Here is a 15239-nt window from a genome sequence, read left to right on the forward strand (position 1 = left end):
GGGTTCCTTCTGATAGTGAAAGGTAGCATTGCGAAATAGCCGCAAACGATCGACGAATGGCGACGCGAGGAGCGCGTCGAGTTTTGCGTCGCGCAGTCTTAAGTCCCTCCAGCCCTCTATTGTTAGGTACAGACCTGAGTATGAATAGCTCAGATAGATGCCGGGTTCAGAGTAGAAAAACAGCACAAGCGATGCTTCATCTCGCATAAACTCCTGTAGCGATTCTTCAGAGAGGGAATTGCGAAAGAGCTTGCGCATTTGTGCAGCATACGCAAAGTAACGATACAAGGTAATGATCTCAAGCTTCGGCATCACGGTCAAACCTCATTTCGACAAGAGCAGAATCTCATTTTCTATTTCTCGGAGACTTGTTGCAATCGATTGCATTGCACCGAGTGAATCAACGACAAGTTGTTTGGTGATCGTGATCATCCACAAGTCAGCACCAATCGTTGATATATCGAACCACTGCTGCCATCGCGAATCTTTCCGGCTTGCCGCGTCCATATTGAGCTTGAATGCGTTTAGTGGGTCGGTTGGCCATTCATATCCGTGATGCAGCGACTTATTACGGTAAAGGAAGAGTGCCGATACCAGGTTGAATTCAGGGGAATCCGTTGGGATGGCTGAGCCAAACCCTAAAGCTTCGAGCAACTGCTGCGTGCCCTCAATAAATCCCTGACGCGGATAAGACTTGACATTGAAGACCCACGAAGGACTCCAGCGCTTATATTCATCACCGGGCTTTAGCTGCTTGGTCCAACGCAGATGGCTCTTAATTGCCGAACCGGCCTGCCAGGCCGGCCTCATGATCGCAAATGCGCGGGTAAACAGGGATTCGATAAACGGGCAGATGGCCGCGACGACAGTTTGACTGCAAGCCGCGTCCACAAAACACCGCCCGATACAGAGATCTGCATATATGTCGCCGCCATACTCCCCTGAAAAATCTCCGTTGCTGATCGATGCGTCTTTTTCATCCCCCCAGACGTGAATTCGCTGAACGAGTTCTTTGAGCGTCTCAAATGAACCAGCCAATCCATAGTGACCGATCGCTCCACCCAGCAGTTCATCCATCAGATTCATGCAGCGGCTCCCATGCACCAATAACACCCCGCCTTGGCATTCAGAAAAAGACAAGATTGTAGCAACCGTGCTCGCCGTCAAGGTCCCTTCCCAAAGGGTCCCTTCCCTCCGGGCGATCCACCGTTGACCGCTGCGCGCGGCCGCTTATTTTGCCTCCCATCGATTGCAAGGCCGGAGTGTGCGGTTGCCGCACTGCCACATCAAGAGTATTTTCTTATCCCGCCTGCAACCATCGAGAACCAATCCGCGTAACCGCAAGGTTGGCTACAGTACCTTCGCGGAGACAAGCGTCTTGTGATCGTCGCCGCCGGGGCCGCTCAGCAGGTGGGGAACTTGTTTGAAGACCGAAAAGCCGCCGAATAGCCAAGCCCAATGGCGGCCTCGCTCACATCGGCGAGGCTGCCTCTCGTACATCCCGCTTGCAACAGGGTGGCTGAACCCGTTCAATTCGGATCATGGAACCGCATCGGCTGATCATTTTGGGAGCGGGTTTTTCAGTACCGGCAGGCTTGCCCATCAACAACAAACTCATGTCTCTTCTCTTATCACGCTTTGACAGCATGCCGAATGGCGCTCGTTTTCGCGCTAAGCGGGCCATAGAGGACTATCGCGAATATCGACGTCTCAGGACCGGCGCAAAGCCAGGCGCTGAAACCATAAACCTTGAAGACTTCATAAGCTACCTGGACTTGGAACACTACCTAGGTCTGAAAGGTAGCGATACGTTATCCATCGAAGGGAACGATACACAAATATATGTAAGATTCTTGATTGCGAGATTACTCTACGAATGCCAGATAAGGATGAGTGAGACCCAGTGGAAACTCTACATTGATTTTGCAAAGCGGCTGAGCCCTGGGGATGTCATCCTGACGTTCAATTACGATACAATATTAGAAACTGCCTGCGACAGGGCTGGCATTAAGTATCGACTATGTCCTAGTCGCTTTGACGAGGTTCATCGGAGTGGATCGGGAACGCTACGATTTCCAGACGATGAGATCATAATCTGCAAATTGCACGGATCGATAGATTGGTTTTCCCGCGAGCGGTACGATCGCGGGAAATCTTTACATCGGAAGAACCCGCTCAATTCCGAACCACGGCACGCCGTCTTCGATAACGAAACAGAATTTAAGGTCGAGCCTCTGGTCGAGCAGCCTTATCCAGAGGATGATCCATTTTCTTATCTATATCGAGCTCGCAATCTGGCCCCGCTCTTTTCCGATCCGCAGGCGGTAAGCCCAACACCATTCTTGGTTGCTCCATCGCATTCAAAGATCGTTTACTTAAGTCCCTTGCTCGAATTCTGGTATGGTTTCAATACGATGGGTGTTTCCAAGTCTCAATTGATCGTCATAGGCTTCTCTTTTCCTGCACAGGACGAGTACGCCTTGGCACCTGTAATAAAGGCAATTGCTAACTTTCAGAATCACAACGACCCCGGACGCTTCAAGCCGACAAACCTCAAGATCGTGGATTTCCAACAGACACGAGAAGCTCAGGAGCGGTTTTGTAAAGATCGGCCGTTCATTGACTGGAAAAAGACCGTGTCTTTTTGGAATGGCTTATCGTACGAAATTCTAGATCAGGTCGTTGAACCCTCCACATTCCATGGAAGGCCAATCGATAAGAAGGACTGGCCGCGTGCGCCTCAGAGGACTCAGAGAAAGTACGAAGTAGCATTTCCAGTCGAAACCCCGTCTGGCGACTTATTCGGTACGGCGATCCTGCAATGGAATTCTGCAAGCGGAATCGAGCAGTTCGCGGAGAAATGCGGCATCGACCTTTCAAAGTGGTGTCCTGTGGCGATCCGAATCTCTGGAGGAAAGGATAGGGCGAGCGTGACGATACTGGCGGCATCTGCGGATGACTACAACCAACTGGACTCTGAATCTATCAACATCGCTGCGCACACCGATGATGGAATCATCTACATCCAGGAACTGAAGTGCCCGCTGGCATCACCCGAATTGCTGCATTCACTCGGAAAGCTGAATACGATCTTGATTCGCAACGATCTTGGCGCAGTGGAGGAAGTGCGCCAGATCAAATAATCGAGCGATCATTCGTAGCGTTTTCCAGTGAAATTAGGATTCCTGGATAGTCGAGCGAGGCTCGTCGGCACAAAGTGCCGTGTGTCTGTCCGGGCAAGTCTATTGATTTCAACCAATCTTCTGAGCAACGACCGCCGCAACCGCTGTATCACGTTCGGCGTAAACTTCCGTCACGCCCACATGCTGATGACCAAGCATCACCCGCGCCGCCTCGATGCCGTATTCCTTTCGGACTCGCGTCGCATAGCTGTGCCGCAGTTGATGCGGATGCCAGCGGGGAATCAGCACGTCGCCTGATCGGCCGACACCGTTGCACGTCTTGCACATCCGCCGTCGCTTCGATTCAAGCGTGATTTCGCCACGGCCTTCGCACGATTCGCACTTCGGTTGTCCAGCCTTCGCTCGTGCATCGCGATCGGCCCGCACACACGCCCGATCAATCGCCCGACGATAGGAGCCCACGTCATACGCTTCGCGCGGCACGCGACGCGGCTTCTGCTTGCGATTCGTCCCCGGTCGATTTCCGAAGACGAGCGGCGTTTGTCGTTTCTCTCCCCGGCGCTTGAGCCACTCGGCGACCGCGTCCGCCGGCCGGAACAGAAAGGCTTCAAGCACATTGGTAAGCCACGGCCGCAAGACCGCCTGCGACTGTGGCCCCAGGAAAATCTCACGGTCGTGTTCCGCGTAGTCCGTCTTATGAAAGGCAGGCGTGTATTTCCACAGCGAGCCGGTCATATCAAGATCGCAAGCCCGCATGATGCACACTTCGCCAGGCCGCATCCCGGTGAGTCGCTGCAACTCCACCATCGCCCTCACCGGCGGCAGCAGGTAGGGCAGCACCACATCGACATGAGAGTCAGCGACCGGCCGCACCTTCTTCGGTTCCGCAGCAACCGATTCGCCGCGACGAAGGCCCTCGACCGATGAAAGCCCGTGCCACACAACCGGCGGGATCATCTCTTCCCGCACGGCCCACTTGAAGCACATCTTTACGACTTTTGTGTTGTCGTTGACCGTCTTCCGCGATCGCCCCGTCCCGATCCAATAGTCGCGCGCCTGAACGAGCGCCTTCGGCCCGAACTTCGCCGCCGGGATCATCCCGAACAGGTTCTTGATGACGGAAAGCGCCGTCTTGATCCGGCTCATGATGCGCGGGAACTGCCGCCTTGCCCCGTATTTCCGCTGGCAATGCTCCAGGAAGGCGAGCAGCACTTCGGCGACCGAGACGCTCTCGCACTTCGACTCAACGCCACCGGGTGAATCCTCGTTTGCTATCAGCCGCCGACCGTTGGCGAGCCATTCGCCGATCAGCTTTTCATACGCCAGCCGCGAAGAATCGGCATCGTACGGCCCCAAGTAATGATCGCGACCGGAGAGCGTGACCACGGCACGGCCGGAGGGCTTATGCAGCCGGAGGGAAGGAACGCGGGGTTGATTGGATACGGATTTTTCGAGCAATTGCAAGGACATGGTGCGAACCTCGAAGCGACAATCCGGTAATTACCGGGTTGCTTTTCGCTTCAGGCCGCACCGCCCTGACATCAGGCGGGTTCGCAAATCCTGCGATCGGCGTGCTTTAAGGAAACTAGCGGGGGCTGGACTCGAACCAGCGACCTCCGGGTTATGAGCCCGACGAGCTACCAACTGCTCTACCCCGCAATCGTGAGCCGGGCAACTTAGGGCCTGTGGCCTAATCTGTCAAGGCCTGCAGCACTCTCGCCAACGTGTTCCAATTCTAAGACGACAGCCTGCCAATTGTGATGATAGATCATGGAAGCCCGCATCATGTCGAATCCAACGTCGCTGGAGATAGCGTGATCGGTGATTCCGGATCCACAGGAAGCTTCGGAGCGCCGGCATCCCCTTCAGGCGATCTTGATGTTGTCGGTGTTGACCATGCTGCCAGGCGCGAGGAGTTTGCACGCGATAGACCAGTTCGGCCGCAATCATGGCCGGTCGTTTGCGCTGCGGCGGCGCTTGAATCACTCGTGAGCATCTGCCGTGCTGCGCGACGTTGCACAATCTGTTCACCGCGCTGGATCACAAAACCTTCGAACAGACCATCCGTCGCCGGACCATGGGTCGGGTGTCGGCCGGATGGCAGTCCGTGTCGATCGATGGCAAGACACTGCGCGGGGTGCAGGGCCATCAATTTTGCCGGGGTTCACTGACTGGCAACTTTCGCCCGCGAAGCGCAGATCGTGCCGGACCATATTCCGGTGGATGCGGGGACGAACGCCCTCCCGTCGGGGATTCACGCAATCCCACCCAGCGCGTCAGTCCCGATCACAAGCCAACTCAGCTGGATCCGCCGATCGCACATGAGATCAACGGAAATTATTCCGATCGTGCTTAACTCATGCGCAATACCACGCTGTCTCCGGTTCATCGACCACGGCACACGACGCCCCACTGCTACGTCCACCTATCGCTTCAGCGCGTCCTGCATCAATGTGATCGACTCTTCGATGATCTCGGGACGGATGTCCAGCACGGGTCGCAGGCGGATCGACCGATCTCCGCTTCTTAGAACGAGCAGCCCACTCGCGAAGCAGTTACGCCAGAATCGGTTGCGAGTCTCGGCATCGGCCATATCGAACGCCAACAACAGGCCACGACCGCGAACTGTGGTGATCTGCGGCGTCGAATCGGCAAGTCGGCTGAGCTTGTCCAGGAAGAGTTGACCCATCTCCCGGGCGTTTTCAACGAGCCCCTCCTTCTCGACGATATCGAGATAGTGTGTCGATCGGACCATGTCCGTGAAGTTGCCGCCCCAGGTGGAATTGATGCGGCTGGGCTTTCGCCACACATTGTCCTTTACTTCGTCGAGACGTGCCCCTGCCATGACACCGCAGACCTGCGCCTTCTTTCCGAAGCAGAGCAGATCCGGAGTCACGCCGAAGTGCTGGTAACACCAGTTCCGACCCGTTACGCCCATGCCCGACTGCACCTCGTCGAATATCAGCAGCATTTCGTGCTCATCGGCGATGCGGCGCAGCGTTTCGAACCACTCCTTTCGAAAGTGCCGGTCGCCGCCCTCGCCCTGTATCGGCTCGATGATGATCGCACAGATGCGATGCGGCCGCGATGCAATGGCCTTCATGATTTCCGCTTCGGACTGCTTCTCATCCGCGACGGCTTTCTCCACCCTCCGCGGTTCAGGCAGAGAAAAATCAATCGCCGGCGAACTGACACGCGGCCAATCGAACTTCGCGAAGTAGGCTGTCTTGTTTGGATCCGTGTTTGTCAAAGACATTGTGTACCCGGATCGGCCGTGGAAGCAGTGCCGCAGATGCAACACCTCCGTCCCGATTTCGCCGCGACCGGCTGCCAGATTCTTCTGCACCTTCCAATCCATCGCGGCCTTGAGCGCATTCTCGACGGCCAGCGCCCCGCCTTCAATGAAAAACAACTTCGGCAATTCCGGCGTACCCACGACACGAACAAACGTGTTCACGAACCTCGCCATCTGGACGCTGTAGACATCGGAATTCGCTACTTTGATCGAAGCTGCCGCGAGCAAATCGTCCTGAACTTCCGATCGCTGGAAATGCGGATGGTTGAACCCGACGGGCATGGATGCATAGAAGCTATACAGATCAATGAGCGAACGATCAGAGTGTGCGTCATAAAGCCGACATCCGTGACTTCGCTCCAGATCGACGACAATCTCGAAGCCGTCGACGAGTATGTGCTTCTTGAGTTCGGCAAGAACGTTGGTCGGATTGATCTTGGCGGCAGTCGGGGATTGAGTTCGCATTGGACATCTCCACATACCAATGGCCTTCGCATGGGCTGACGCCAGGCGAGGCGACGGAAAAAGTCTGATTCGCAGGGATTGTTGACGAATTGATCGGCTTGAAAGCCGCTGCGTCTCTGAACAAGGCGACGCGCAGGCCGAAGCAAAATTGCAATCATTCGCGGCGCATTGTCACGGGATGGCCCGAGGGGCGCTCATTCGTTGAAGATTTTGGACATGAAGTCCGCGTGGCCGATTGTGTGCCTGCGCGCGAGCACGCCGAACCAGCGACGGATGCCGTGTTGCCAGCACTGAATCAGGTGTGCCGTGAGTTGTTCGGAAGCGCCAATCACAAGCCACTCCGTGGCAAATCGAAGCCCGCGTGCGAACCGCCGCTCCCCGTCTCCGTGAATTCAATTCAGACTTCACGGATTCGAACGCGGAATGGCGATCCGTCCGAACGGACATTCGTAGCATTACCTCGATATTCTATCGACAGGCAGGTTGAGGGGTCAAACATGATGGGATCGGAAGCAGGGCCTTTCCGGGGCAAACCCGGTCCGAAATTCTTGTGCGAACCATCCACACGGAGTAAGGTCCATCTCGCTTTTCTTGCCGCCCGCGCGGCTACCCATCGACCGCAGCGGAGCATCTGGATAATCAGGGACTCGGTTCCGACTGGGCCGTTCCCGGGGAAGATTCGACATGACATCGATCAACGAGATATCACCCGGCATCCATCGGATCAGCATCCTCTACCCCGAGATCAACCTGCAATTCAATCACTTCCTGGTGGTTGATGAGGAGCCACTGCTCTACCACACCGGTATGCGGCGCATGTTTCCGGAGGTGCTGGAAGCGGTGCGACATGTGATCGACCCCGCCACGCTCCGCTGGATCGGGTTCGGCCACTTCGAAGTGGACGAATGCGGTTCGCTCAATGAGTGGCTTAAGGTTGCACCGCAGGCACAGGCTGTTTCGGGTGTGGTCGGATCACTGGTGAATCTCAACGACTACGCCGACCGTCCGCCTCGAGTGCTAACGCCGGACGACACGCTGGTCACCGGCGCTTTCCGCTTCAGACACCAGCCAACGCCGCACCTGCCGCACGGATGGGACGCAGGCGTGCTTTTCGAGGAGACGCAGCGCGTGTTGTTCTGTGGCGATCTGTTCACGCACAACGGCGACGTAGAACCTCTGACCGATTCGGATGTTCTCGGGCGAACGCGCGAGTCGCTCGCCGCATTTCAGGCCGGGCCGCTGATGGACTACATGCCCTATACACCGAACACGCGCCCCCTGCTGGAGGGACTGGCCGCGCTTCGCCCCAAAACGCTGGCGATCATGCACGGCAGCTCGTACCGAGGTGACTGCGCGGGGGCCCTTCTCGACTTGGACGGCGTGATGAAGGAGATGCTCGGATCGCCGACGCACCGATGAGCATCCTCGGCAAACCGCGGAATGCCATTCCGCGCGGCTCACCTGCACGGCATCCGCCTGAAGTTCCCCGCCGTATCGAGTTTCCTGTGCGAACCGTTCTGTCGGCAGACTGTCGCGCCGAATCCCCGATCGACCGAGCGCCCCGGTGAGCGCGTCGACGGGCTTTCTCGTTGAGCAAACCGGACCAGCACGATCGAGGATGGATTTTTAAGAGCGGTCTTGGCTTGAGCATCTTCGGCGATTTCTCGTCTGGCTCGGGCTTTCACGGATGGCGTCGTGTTCGAGCAAAGTTTGTGTTTCGACTTTTCTCGACGGCGCTCAGCCTGTCCACGGCATCGGTATTTTGCGGCGCCGGTCGAGAAGTCGTGGGTAAATTCGAGTTCGACACCCTATGCCGAGATTATGCTCCGATGTAACGAGTCTTGAACGCGACTTCGCGGACCGCGCCCCGGTATACGTCAAGCCGATAACATCTTGCGCCGAGCCTGGAGCCGATACACGCGTGAATTCTCACGCCGATGTAGTGAATGGCCGCCCAGTCATCCGCGGCGACCCCCGCTGCCAGTCCGTCCCGCAACAGCTGGTGATAAGTCGGCCGACGGTCCTTCTCGCCATCGTAGTGCGGACACGCGCTACCGCGAAGGAATCCGAGTCCGTCGCGGATCGCCGAAAGCGGTCGCCCGAACGAGTCGGTCACCCCGCTCTCAAACCAGCACAACATCCCCGCGCTCACTCCGGTGAGCACGATTCCGCGTCGCCACGCCTCGCCCAACACACGATCAACTCCATGGGCGCGCCAAACGGCCAGCATGTTCGCCGTGTTGCCTCCACCCACGTAGATCACGTCCTGCGACAGCAGAAACTCGCGGATATCGTTTCGCGGCACGCCGAAAAGCCGAAGATGCGACGCCTCCGCGCGCTTCGCCGGAAACGCTTCGTGAAATCTCACTATGTTATCGCGATTGTCACCTCCGGCAGTCGGCAGAAAGCAGATGCGCGGCCGGCGCTTTCGCGCGAGTGACAATGTGTAATCGTCCAACGGGCAGTCCCCGGCAGCCATGAGGAATCCGCCCCCTCCCATTGCGACAATCTGCCTTTTCGCCATTGTCCTATTCTACTGTTGCACGTCCCCTTTCAAGCAAGGCGAGTTCGCTTTGTTTGGGAGTCCGAAGGCGAAATGTGCGGGTGTCACCCATGCTCCAGTTCGTCGCAGACTTCGTCGCGGATGACGGCGGGGCTACGTAGCGCGGCTTTTCTCAATCAAAATTCTGCATCGTGGAGGGAGCCTTGACAAAAAAAATTGTCAAGGCTAATCTAGTCGTCATGGTGAACCTGCGAGTCATCGACGATCCGGCGTCTGCCAGCGTGGCCTTAGATCCGATGCGCAGTCGACTTCTCGCGGAACTGCGCAAGCCGGCATCCGCAGCGACGCTCGCCACCCGAATCGGGCTCGCACGACAGAAGGTGAACTATCATCTTCGAACTCTGGAACAACACGGATTGATTCGGGTGGTCAGTAAGAAGCGCTGGGGCGGACTGACAGAGCGACACCTTGTGGCGACAGCCTCATCGTATGTCGTTTCGCCGGCCGCGCTCGGGCCTGTCGCGGCGGATCCGGCACAGGAAGTGGATGGAAAGGGAATGGATCGACTATCCGCGAGCTATCTCGTGGCACTGGCGGCCCGAGTGATTCGCGAGATCGGACATTTGTTTCGCAAGTCCGAAGAGCTCAACAAGCGCCTTGCGACGCTCTCCATCGACACCGAGGTGAGATTCCGGTCCGCCGTAGACCGCGCCGCCTTCAGCCGTGAACTGACCGACGCGGTCGCCGAGTTGGTCTCGCGCTATCACGACGAATCCGCACCGGGCGGGCGTCGACATCGCCTCATGATCGGGGCGTATCCGAAACCCGAAGAATCCAAAGCAGAGGAATGAACATGAGCGTGAAGAAAGAGCAGTCCGGGCGCCGATCGGTGCAGGTTGAATTCGAAGTCCCGGGGACACCCGAGGAAGTCTGGAAGGCGATTGCCACCGGGCCCGGCATCTCGTCGTGGTTCGTTCCCACGCGCAGCGAGGAGCGCGCTGGAGGTGAAGTGGTGTGCACTTTCGGACCGGGCATGGACTCGTCGGCGACAATAACCGCTTGGGAGGCTCCCAGGCGTTTCACGACAGAAGGCGATATGGGAATGCCCGGCTCTCCCAGGGTGGCCACGGAGTGGTCAGTCGAAGCGCGCGCGGGCGGGAAGTGTCTGGTTCGCGTGGTGCACAGTCTGTTCGCCGACACTGACGACTGGGACAATCAGCTTGATGGTTTGGAGCAGGGCTGGCCGACCTACTTCCGCATCCTGCGAATGTATCTGGAGCGATTCAAGGGCATGCCCTGTTCGGCGATGCAGTTTGTGGGCATCTCCCGCGATTCCGAGGCGGAGGTCTGGACGAAGGCGGGCGGGGAACTGGGGCTTCTCGATCTTGCCGAAGGACAGAAGTGGAGCACGCCGGGCGGAATTCCAAAGATGGCCGGTGTGGTGGACTCGCTGGGGAAGGGTATGCACAAGCACACCGTGCTGCTTCGCCTCGACGCGCCCGCGCCCGGGTCCGCATACATCGGCGCGTTCTCCTGCGGCGGCATGGTGATGTTGTGCATAAGCGTGTATCTGTATGGTGACAAGGCCAAGGCAGCCGTTGGGCATGACGAACCGGCCTGGCAGACGTGGATGAGCGAGCGTTTCCCGGTGCCGCAGATGCAATAAGCCTGCCTTTGGTGCTACAGTTGCGTTTTACGTTTTCGCGTTTTGCAGTGACATCGTTTGGCGATGGCCTGGCGACTGCGCCTCCCGCTTGACCAGGTCCGCGCGCGGCGTCGTTCATTCGCGGCCAGATGATTTGGATCAGCAGGCGGCGAACGTCCGGTTCCGTCCGCGGAATGAGGTCCTCGCGCTTTTTGAGCGGGACCGCCTCGATGTCGATTTCGGCCCTTTCGTCAGTCGCCGCCAGCCCCCCTTCGGTCCGCGCCGCCCGCCACTTTCGTAAAAGAAGGCCGCGCCGGCGCGGGCATGAGCTGCGCCGACCCGGGAATGGCCCCGCACGCCGGAAATGTGTCGATCTCCGCGCAGAATCCGCACACATTCGCCGCGAATGGAACGACATTCACGTCAAAAGAGACTCCATTCGGAAGCGAAGTCTACCCCTCCGGCCCGAAAATGTCGGAATCCGGAGCGAAAAAGACGATATTCGCCCCGAATATCACACTTTTTGCGACGAAAAGTGGGTTATTTGCGCGGACACATGCCGCGGCCGAGGCGCCATTGCAGCGCCACGCAAGGTCTCAATCCCGCGCCGATCACCAGGCGCGTAACCGTTCCAATTTGCCGGCTCGATCATGAACCAAGCAGAAGTTGCACGAAGCTGCTCACATCAGAGCCGCTCAGGCTCAGGTCGGCATTTGTATCCGCAAGATCGATGTTGCAGCTCGGATACACTGCGAGATAAGCGTCCTTATCCAGCAGCGCCAGCACGAACGGATCGATATCGCCCGGATCAAGAACACCATCGCAGTTCATGTCGCCGAGAATCGGTCCGGGGACAACGCCCCAGATCTCAACATCGTCGATATTCCAGCCGGAATAGGTGATCGACGAATCGGTCGGCCCCATACCCCATCGGACATAAACCGACGGCCGCCCATCGGCGATCGCCGAAATGCTGTAGGACTGAAGCGACCATTCGGTTTCCGCCAGCGCGGCGCCCGTGTGATCCCAGACGTTCGTCCAGGTCGAACCATTGTTGGACACCTGAATGTTCGCGTGGTCATACGTCGCGGATTCCACGCCAAGCCAGCGCCGGAATTTGAGCGCCACATCGCTCGCGCCGCTGCAGTTGATGGCCGTGGTGGTTAGATAAAGTGTCGAACTCATGCTGTTCGGATAGTCACCCGACAGGTTGTACCCATACACATTTACTCCTGTGAACCCTGCCAGCGGATCCGGATTGTGCGATCCTTGTCCAAGCGGTTGTCCAAACTGCCACTGCCCCGTCGTTGTCCAGCCCGGATTCGTATCGAGCGGGAATTGATAAAGACGCTGCGGCCCACCGACACTAATTGACACGGTAGCGATCTCCGAAGAGCCGGTCGCCACATCGTACACACGATAGGTGAACTGATCGGGTCCCTGGTATCCGTTTGCCGCGCGATAGCGAAGCAATCGACCATGGTCGATCAACTCATACGGAACCGCCGGGACGAGCATTGCAGCCTCCACGTCCAGTATGACACCATGCTGTGGCAGCGACTCAATTACGAATGCCAGTGGTTCGGCACTCTCAGTCTCTCCGGAAAGCTCGAACAGGACCGGCAAATTGACGGAAGTCTGGACTGACACATCGTGCGCGAGCGGTGGGCAGATATCCCCGAGCGGTAGAATGCGAAGCGTCCAGCCGTTTAAGGTGCCCGTGTCGCCGCCGGCCTGATCGGCAACCGTAAGCGTCCATGTCCCGAAGGCCGATTCGCGAATGAAGTTCGCAAGTACGCCCGGCCCGTCAGGAGCGAGGCCTTCGTCATCGTAGGTGACCACAAGATTGTCTGTGCCGCCGCCGGTGCGATTATGCAACGCGACAACCGTGCCGCGAGGCGACTGCAAGCGAATCAGCAGGTCCCCGATGTAGGTGTGGGTGATGTTGACATCCACATTAACATCGCCCACGCAGACCTGCTGATCCACGTTCAACACGCTCGCAGCCGTCGCATTGTCGAGGATTGGTTTCGGCACATCCATCGAACTGAAGGCAAATCGACCGACTTCGAGATACACATCGCGAAAAGCGTCCCCGATGTGGTTCGTCTGATTGATGAAACTCACGCGGGCGCTGTGAATGCCGATCGGCAGCGAAGCCGTCTCCGGACTGAGTCCGATCGTGATCGGAATCGATTCGCCGGGCTGTAGCGTCCCCGTTGAGTCGCCCCGCTGCACATACAACCAGTCACTCGGCGCGACTTCATATTCGATCGGATTGTCACTGACGTTTCGCAACGTGAATTCGAAAAGCGCCGGCGCGAACGGTCCGCCTTCCGGCCCCGCGCTGCGAATCTCTCCCGAAGGGCTTACTCGAAGCGCAGCCTCTGCCTCGACAATGTACAGGCTGGGGTCACCCATGAGGTTGTACATTTCGAAGTACCGGCGGGTTGTCGAACCGGCGCCCATCTGCGTCAGGTATCGCGCCCGGGCCTGATTGAAGCTCAACCCGATCTCGCGGATGTAATCGTCAAACAGAACGGAAAACAAAGTGCGCTGCAGCACGTCGTCCTCGGTCCAGTAGCTGTTCACGGACGAAGCCCAGATGGCGGCCGCACCCTTGTGGGGCGCGAGAAGCCAGGTCTCGCTGAAGCACTCGGTCTGCGTGTAGTTTCCCGTCACGCAGGCGAAGCTGCACACGAACGAATACATGCCCGCGTTGAAAAGGCCGTTTACGTCGGCCTGAGTGAACGGAGGGCCGTCAGCCCATTCGAAGTCGCCGCCATGACCGCTGTAAATTCCGTACAGGCGACCGGCATTGAACGCATTTCGAACTTGTTGGGTCGTCGCATTGTAGGTATGTGAGTAGAGGCGATCGGACTCGATATTGAAAGGATCCATGTAGTTCGTGATGCAATACTCATGCGTGCCCTCGGACACCGTGTAGTTGTCCTGAGATGCCATGAACACGGCACGCGACAGATAGGTCGGGTCCGCGAGAGGCCCATTCTCAAAATAGAGCGTCTTCTCTATTACATCCGCAAGCTGCGCTGAGCTGCGAACCGGAAACCGGCCGATCGCAATGTCCGGGTACCAATCCGCTGCGCCGTCCATGCACGTATAAGGCAGATCCGTCGGTGGCGCGCCATCGCCGCCGCCGGTCCAGTTCGGGATGGTGTTGGTATCGCCGATCAGCAGAACAAAGTCCGGCCGATTCTCCGGCGATGCATACTGGTTTTGAATGTATGTCTTGATCTGCGCCGCAGTCGCACCAGGGGCGGCAATATAAACAAACACCTTGTTCCCCTGTGCTTCCTTCGCATTCACGAATTCAGCAATGTCACCGGCAAACGCGTTCGCAACGACAATCAGGAAGTTCTTTCCCGGATCGCGGGGGAGGCCCTCGGGCGACGGATTCAATACAACGCGATCAAGTCCGCCCGGCAAAGCCTCCTGGGTGGTTCCCGGCGCGACCCCACCGAAGGAAATCTCAATCGCAAGTTCGGGATAGACCCGCACGGTCTGTCGCACCGGGTTGTAGGCCACCGGCCGCACCTCAACGAGCATCAGACGCCGACTCGATGCCATGCCGGCCTCGGATAACGAAATCCGTTCTGTCGGTAGATCGGCATCCGCCCCATAGATTGCCGCGTCCGGTGCAAGCCGCGCGGCATCGGCAGCCCCGGGAAGCTTGGGTATCGGCGCGCGCACGGGTTCGACACGGAAAGCGCCGCCCAATACCGACGCCTCTATCAATGTCGGCTCAACCGAAATCGTCGCCGACGCAGTGACAACGGCATTCTCCGGCACGACGATCAGTCGCCGAAACACTGGAATGGCCGGCTCGCCTTCCTGTCCGAAAACCGCGGCGTCCGGCCAATTGATGCGTACGAATTCGCCATCTGCGGATTTGAACGATGTCACGCGAATCCCTGGCGTGCGAACCGTAAATCGAAGCACGGCCGCGGTATTCTCCGCAACGAGCGCCGCGGGACGCTGGGCGGAATCCGGCGGCGGCGTGTCCGCCTTCGCGGGAGCTGAAGCAGAAATCCAGTGATCAGCCTTCACCGGCACAATGACCGCAAAGAGCATGATCACAACCGAACTCAATCCGACAGGTATCAATCGTGTGGTAGACATGCCGTAACTCCTCTTGGCCACGAATGGCGTGAGTACGCGCGTCTGCCA

General features: G+C 57.9%; 12 protein-coding genes and 1 tRNA gene. 5 read left to right on the plus strand and 8 right to left on the minus strand.

Annotated elements, in window-relative coordinates; translation table 11 throughout:
• Together KF841_15545 and KF841_15550 are read right to left on the minus strand one after the other, a co-directional pair.
• Window positions 1-315 (minus strand): hypothetical protein (locus tag KF841_15545; GenBank protein ID MBX3396771.1); only part of this gene is annotated, 315 nt, incomplete at its 3' end.
• 9 nt (window positions 316-324) lie between these two features.
• The gene (locus KF841_15550) at window positions 325-1086 is read right to left on the minus strand and encodes a hypothetical protein (protein MBX3396772.1); all 762 of its coding nucleotides are present in this window, start codon (window positions 1084-1086) and stop codon (window positions 325-327) included.
• Window positions 1087-1541: 455 nt separating this feature from the next.
• On the opposite strand from KF841_15550, the gene KF841_15555 reads away from it, so the two are divergent.
• Window positions 1542-3143, plus strand: a complete 1602-nt coding sequence (locus tag KF841_15555; protein ID MBX3396773.1) for an SIR2 family protein — start codon at window positions 1542-1544, stop codon at window positions 3141-3143.
• A 108-nt stretch (window positions 3144-3251) separates the two neighbouring features.
• Here KF841_15555 and KF841_15560 read toward each other — a convergent pair whose 3' ends face one another.
• Both KF841_15560 and KF841_15565 read right to left on the minus strand, forming a co-directional pair.
• On the minus strand, window positions 3252-4613 hold the full coding sequence (locus KF841_15560; GenBank protein ID MBX3396774.1) for a tyrosine-type recombinase/integrase: 1362 nt from the start codon (window positions 4611-4613) through the stop codon (window positions 3252-3254).
• Between the two features lie 116 nt (window positions 4614-4729).
• A tRNA-Met gene (locus tag KF841_15565) sits at window positions 4730-4802 on the minus strand.
• 162 nt (window positions 4803-4964) lie between these two features.
• On the opposite strand from KF841_15565, the gene KF841_15570 reads away from it, so the two are divergent.
• Entirely contained in the window at window positions 4965-5135 is a 171-nt protein-coding gene (locus KF841_15570; GenBank protein ID MBX3396775.1) for a transposase family protein, read from the plus strand.
• 433 nt (window positions 5136-5568) lie between these two features.
• On the opposite strand, the gene lat is transcribed toward KF841_15570, so the two are convergent.
• Together lat and KF841_15580 are read right to left on the minus strand one after the other, a co-directional pair.
• Complete coding sequence (gene lat / locus KF841_15575; protein ID MBX3396776.1) at window positions 5569-6903, minus strand: L-lysine 6-transaminase; 1335 nt, start codon at window positions 6901-6903, stop codon at window positions 5569-5571.
• Window positions 6904-7097: 194 nt separating this feature from the next.
• Window positions 7098-7235, minus strand: coding sequence for a hypothetical protein (locus tag KF841_15580; protein ID MBX3396777.1), 138 nt, complete (start codon window positions 7233-7235; stop codon window positions 7098-7100).
• 352 nt (window positions 7236-7587) lie between these two features.
• Here KF841_15580 and KF841_15585 point away from each other — a divergent pair, with 352 nt between their 5' ends.
• Window positions 7588-8322 (plus strand): MBL fold metallo-hydrolase, encoded by a 735-nt coding sequence (locus KF841_15585; protein ID MBX3396778.1) that lies wholly within the window; start codon window positions 7588-7590, stop codon window positions 8320-8322.
• Window positions 8323-8722: 400 nt separating this feature from the next.
• Here KF841_15585 and KF841_15590 read toward each other — a convergent pair whose 3' ends face one another.
• A complete protein-coding gene (locus KF841_15590; protein ID MBX3396779.1) occupies window positions 8723-9427 on the minus strand; it encodes a peptidase E in 705 nt (234 codons plus the stop codon).
• Window positions 9428-9645: 218 nt separating this feature from the next.
• Between KF841_15590 and KF841_15595 the strand changes: the two genes are divergently transcribed.
• Both KF841_15595 and KF841_15600 read left to right on the plus strand, forming a co-directional pair.
• Window positions 9646-10257 (plus strand): helix-turn-helix transcriptional regulator, encoded by a 612-nt coding sequence (locus KF841_15595; GenBank protein MBX3396780.1) that lies wholly within the window; start codon window positions 9646-9648, stop codon window positions 10255-10257.
• A 2-nt stretch (window positions 10258-10259) separates the two neighbouring features.
• Window positions 10260-11072, plus strand: coding sequence for an SRPBCC domain-containing protein (locus tag KF841_15600; GenBank protein MBX3396781.1), 813 nt, complete (start codon window positions 10260-10262; stop codon window positions 11070-11072).
• Window positions 11073-11699: 627 nt separating this feature from the next.
• Here KF841_15600 and KF841_15605 read toward each other — a convergent pair.
• A complete protein-coding gene (locus tag KF841_15605) occupies window positions 11700-15191 on the minus strand; it encodes a proprotein convertase P-domain-containing protein (GenBank protein MBX3396782.1) in 3492 nt (1163 codons plus the stop codon).
• Between the last annotated feature and the right edge of the window lie 48 nt (window positions 15192-15239).

Source organism: Phycisphaerae bacterium (assembly GCA_019636475.1).
GTDB lineage: Bacteria > Planctomycetota > Phycisphaerae > UBA1845 > UTPLA1 > JADJRI01.

Coding starts and splice junctions, on each gene's coding strand:
- KF841_15555 (MBX3396773.1), top strand. CDS start 1,542: ATGGAACCGCATCGGCTGATCATTTTGGGAGCGGGTTTTTCAGTACCG.
- KF841_15590 (MBX3396779.1), bottom strand. CDS start 9,427: ATGGCGAAAAGGCAGATTGTCGCAATGGGAGGGGGCGGATTCCTCATG.
- KF841_15560 (MBX3396774.1), bottom strand. CDS start 4,613: ATGTCCTTGCAATTGCTCGAAAAATCCGTATCCAATCAACCCCGCGTT.
- KF841_15550 (MBX3396772.1), bottom strand. CDS start 1,086: ATGAATCTGATGGATGAACTGCTGGGTGGAGCGATCGGTCACTATGGA.
- KF841_15600 (MBX3396781.1), top strand. CDS start 10,260: ATGAGCGTGAAGAAAGAGCAGTCCGGGCGCCGATCGGTGCAGGTTGAA.
- KF841_15595 (MBX3396780.1), top strand. CDS start 9,646: ATGGTGAACCTGCGAGTCATCGACGATCCGGCGTCTGCCAGCGTGGCC.
- KF841_15585 (MBX3396778.1), top strand. CDS start 7,588: ATGACATCGATCAACGAGATATCACCCGGCATCCATCGGATCAGCATC.
- lat (MBX3396776.1), bottom strand. CDS start 6,903: ATGCGAACTCAATCCCCGACTGCCGCCAAGATCAATCCGACCAACGTT.
- KF841_15605 (MBX3396782.1), bottom strand. CDS start 15,191: ATGTCTACCACACGATTGATACCTGTCGGATTGAGTTCGGTTGTGATC.